Genomic DNA, 4,333 nt, shown 5'->3' on the forward strand with positions numbered 1-4,333 from the left:
TTAACCGATTTGGGTAACAATGAGTTGGGTGTACTTAATACCGGATATTTCAGGGCAGATTTGAATTTAAACAGATTTGCAAGATACCAGGGAAATAATGGTCCTGGTACTTTTAACCAAAGTGACCGACAATTTCTTCTTGGATTTATTTTATTAAATGGTGAGTTAACTGTACGGCAGCAATTTTTACCAAATTAATTAATAAGCTAAAATTATATCTATAAATAATTCATTTAATAAGCAACTTTATGAGACATAGGATTACATTACTGCTTGCACTGTGCCTTTCTTTAAGTTCAGGCATTACTGCACAACGAATGAGCGCAAGTGTTAAAGCTGGTAACGCTTTAAACAGCGTTATAATAACCCTGCAACCTAATTTTAATTTTAATAATAAATTAAATGAGCTGGGTTTTGTTATTATGGTGCCGAAAGAAAGCCCTCCGGGTACACCTATTAGCATACCTACTATCCAGGTACTTAGCACTTGTGCAACCTGTCTTAACACAACTTTTCCTGCCGCTAACTGGGCACAAATTAATGATGCTGTTTCTGATCCGAATTTTTACTTATTTAGATTTGGATGTGTTTCCAATCTCCCAACAGCTCCAACATTAGTTATTAATAATGGTGTGCCACAGGATGCTGTGGAAATTCGGTTTACTAATTCTACAATTACACCTACACAAATTAGATTGGCACACCTTGCCGCTGGAGGGCCTGGTACAGCTTATGGTTTTAATGTAGTTGATGGTGTTTCGTTTGATCTTACCAATTACGTACAGATGTTTTACGGTACTGGTGTTGTACCAGCAGTTCCGCATCCTGATGAAACAATAGGGTATAATAATACGCAATACGTTTCAATTGCGAATATTGTACTCCCCGTAAACTGGCTTTCTTTCGATGTAGTAAAACAAGGCAATGATGGATTATTAAACTGGGCTGTTGCAAACGAGGATGCAAATCATCATTACGAATTACAGCGCAGCACCAACAACACAAGTTTTACAACTATTGCCACTGTAAATAAATCTACTAACGGCAGCACTGCTTATAATTATATTGATGCCGGAATAAATAATTTAAGTGCATCAGTTTTGTATTACAGGATAAAGCAAGTGGATATTAACGGACGTATTAGTTACAGCGATACCAGAACTCTAAGGCTTGATATAAAGGAGGGCCAAATTAATATATTCCCTAACCCTGTAAAGGATGGCTTTTATGTAAACATTCCTTTTACCAACCCCGACAGCAGAAAAGTAAAATTGAATTTGATAAGTTCTAACGGTCAGCTGATAAGCTCAAAACAAATTACAACTGCACAGGCTTCCAATTATTATTTTGATATCAAAGATAAAAATCTGGCTGCAGGTAATTATAACTTACAAATAATTTTTGAGGAAAAAATTATGGATACTAAAAAACTCTTTGTTAGTCAATAACACAAGCACAAATAGGTTTTGCATTTGCCCCGGGCTCTAATAGCCGGGGTTTTTTATTGCAGTAATTCCAGCACCGCAGTTTGATAAGCACCTAATGTAATTTCTTTTATATTGCCTTCTGTTTGTGTAATCACATTTTTGTATTTGCCAAAACCTTTTGTTCTTTCTGTAAATCTTTCAAAAGATATTTTCTTTTCTTCTTTTGCGGTGCTGGCAATTACCATTACCGTTTGATTATTATTGTACCGGAAATAAACATACACTCCATCCTGCGGCACATACTGCATTAGTTTGCCGGTGGTAATGGCAGAAGAAGTTTTACGAAAGTTAGCCAGTTTTTTTACAAAATCAAATGCTTCATTCTCTGCAGCTGTTCTGTTACCTGCAACAAATTTATTTTCTTTATCAGCAGCCCAGCCTCCGGGAAAATCTTTACGTACTTCCGCATCGGTGGGGTCTTTAAAATTCTTCATCAATATTTCTGTACCATAATACATTTGTGGAATACCACGTAAAGTAAGCAACCAGGTTAAGCCTGTTTTATATTTGTTGATATCCTCTCCTATTTCAGAAAAATACCGGTTCATATCGTGGTTATCAAAAAATATACAATTGTTCATCGGGTTTTCATAAACAACATCTGTTGCAAGTGCGGTGTACAATTTACTTACGCCTTCGCTCCACCCAAAATTTTGTTTTAAGGCATCCAGCATGGCATAGCTTACTGTAAAATCTAAAGCGCCGGGTGCATTATGTTTAAAAGGAAAATTAATTTTACTCTTTGTAAAGAAAGCGCCATTAACAATATTGCTTACTGTTGATTCTCCTAAAACAGTTATTGCCGGAAAATCTTTTGCCAGTGCATCGTTCACTTTATTTAAAAAATCTTTATCGCTGTAAAAATAAGTATCCACTCTCCAGCCATCAATGCCAAATTCTTCTACACTCCAAATAATATTTTGAATTAAAAAATTAGAAACATAAGGATTACTCTGATTGAGATCTGGCATAAAAGGAGTAAACCATCCATCGGTAACAATTTTTTTATCAATGGCAGATGCATAAGGATCAACCAACGGCTGATCTTTATAAGTGGTATTGGTATATTGCGGCCATTGGTGTACCCAATCTTTCATGGGTATATCTTTAATAAAAAAATGATCGTTGCCTACATGATTGTACACTGCATCCTGTATAATTTTTAATCCTTTTTTATGTGCTGCATCAATCATACTTTTATATGCTTCGTTACCACCAAAGCGTTTATCAACCTGGTAGTGGTTGGTAAATGCGTAACCATGATAAGTGCTGCGTTTAGTGCCGCCTTCATCGGTAAGGTGCATATTATTTTCAATAACTGGTGTTAGCCACAATGCCGTTACCCCTAAATCTTTAAAATAATCCAAATGATTTTCTACGCCTTTTAAATCGCCACCGTGTCGCAGAAAAGGATTGCTTCTATCCGATTGCGGATCATTCATATCTGCAAACTTATCGTTGCGTTCATCGCCATTGCTGAACCTGTCGGGCATCAGCAAATAAATAAAATCTTTTGCAGTTACGCCTTGTGCATAAGCTGTACCCAAATTTTTTCTTTTTGGTTTTATTTCAAATTGAAATTTTCTCCATTCATTTTTAATTATACCTCCAAATGAAATAGTAACAGTTTGTGGTTTTGCATTGGGGACAATTTCAACATCAACAAAAAGATATCTTTTATTTTCAACGGTATTTATTTTTATAATTTTTACATCGGGTGAAGATGATTGTACCACTAATTTTGCTACAGCCAAAATTACCGTACTGTCTTTTTCATGGATCATTAATTGCACTTTATTCATCTTCATGCCGGCCCACCAGTTAGCAGGATAAACTTCTAATTCTTTCTGTGCAAAAACTGAATATGAAATATAAAAAAGAAAAAAAGAAAGGATTATTTTTTTCACTGTAAAAAATTTGAGGAGTGATGATTATTTATTTAATTCCAGTACAACTGTTTTATAACTTCCTACAATAAAATCTTTAAACTCACTTACATTTTTAGAAACTACGTCAGTATATTTTGTAAAGCCATTTGTTCTTTCTGGATATTTATCAAATGAAATTTTCTTATCTTCTTTACTGGTATTCATTACTACCATTACAGTTTGTTTATTATCGTACCTGAAATAAACATACACACCATCAACAGGGATATACTGCATCATTTTACCGATGGTTAATGCAGATGATGTTTTACGGTAATTGGCCAATGTTGCAAGATGCTGAAAAATTGACTGATCTTTTTGTGTTCTTCCTGCAATGGTAAATTTATTTAAGGTATCATTTTTCCATCCGCCGGCAAAATCTAAACGAACATAACCATCACTGGGATTTGTTACGCCTGTTGTTGCAATTTCATCGCCATAATAAATTTGTGGTATGCCCCTGCAGGTAAGCAACCACGACAGAGCCGATTTATATTTATCCAAATTTTCTCCCACTACAGAGTAAAAACGGCTTAAATCATGATTATCTAAAAAAATAACATTTCGTGTGGCATCTTTATAAACAAAATCCTGAGCCAATGCAGTGTATAATTTATTTATCCCGTCCGTCCACCCAAAATCTTTTGTCATGCCATCGGTAATTCCCCATAAAGTTTGAAAATCTGTGGGTGCCTGCAGATTACTTTTGAAAGGGATAGTATAATTATTTTGTACAAAATAACTTTGATTGGGCACACCATGCACCCATGTTTCGCCAAACATAAATATTTGTGGATATTCATCGGTTAATGCTTTGTTGCAACGGTTCATAAAATCTAAATCGTTGTAAGCATACGTATCAATTCGCCATCCGTCTATACCAAAATTTTCTACCGTCCACAAAGCATGCTGAATTAA

At 35.1% G+C, this 4,333-nt stretch carries 4 protein-coding genes; 2 read left to right on the plus strand and 2 right to left on the minus strand.

The window, feature by feature from the left end:
- Both ACY65O_RS15745 and ACY65O_RS15750 read left to right on the plus strand, forming a co-directional pair.
- Positions 1 to 198 (plus strand): hypothetical protein (locus ACY65O_RS15745; protein WP_462221815.1); only part of this gene is annotated, 198 nt, incomplete at its 5' end.
- 50 nt (positions 199 to 248) lie between these two features.
- Positions 249 to 1,448 (plus strand): T9SS type A sorting domain-containing protein, encoded by a 1,200-nt coding sequence (locus ACY65O_RS15750; RefSeq protein ID WP_462221816.1) that lies wholly within the window; start codon positions 249 to 251, stop codon positions 1,446 to 1,448.
- Positions 1,449 to 1,501: 53 nt separating this feature from the next.
- Here ACY65O_RS15750 and ACY65O_RS15755 read toward each other — a convergent pair whose 3' ends face one another.
- Together ACY65O_RS15755 and ACY65O_RS15760 are read right to left on the minus strand one after the other, a co-directional pair.
- Complete coding sequence (locus ACY65O_RS15755; protein WP_462221817.1) at positions 1,502 to 3,394, minus strand: glycoside hydrolase family 13 protein; 1,893 nt, start codon at positions 3,392 to 3,394, stop codon at positions 1,502 to 1,504.
- A 24-nt stretch (positions 3,395 to 3,418) separates the two neighbouring features.
- Positions 3,419 to 4,333, minus strand: a 915-nt coding sequence (locus ACY65O_RS15760; RefSeq protein WP_462221818.1) for a cyclomaltodextrinase C-terminal domain-containing protein, incomplete at its 5' end; no start/stop codon positions are given.

The organism is Ferruginibacter sp., assembly GCF_031430955.1.
Taxonomy (GTDB): Bacteria; Bacteroidota; Bacteroidia; order Chitinophagales; family Chitinophagaceae; genus Ferruginibacter.

Excerpts from the sequence above, each read along its gene's own strand:
- ACY65O_RS15750 (WP_462221816.1), top strand. The coding sequence starts at position 249 with ATGAGACATAGGATTACATTACTGCTTGCACTGTGCCTTTCTTTAAGT.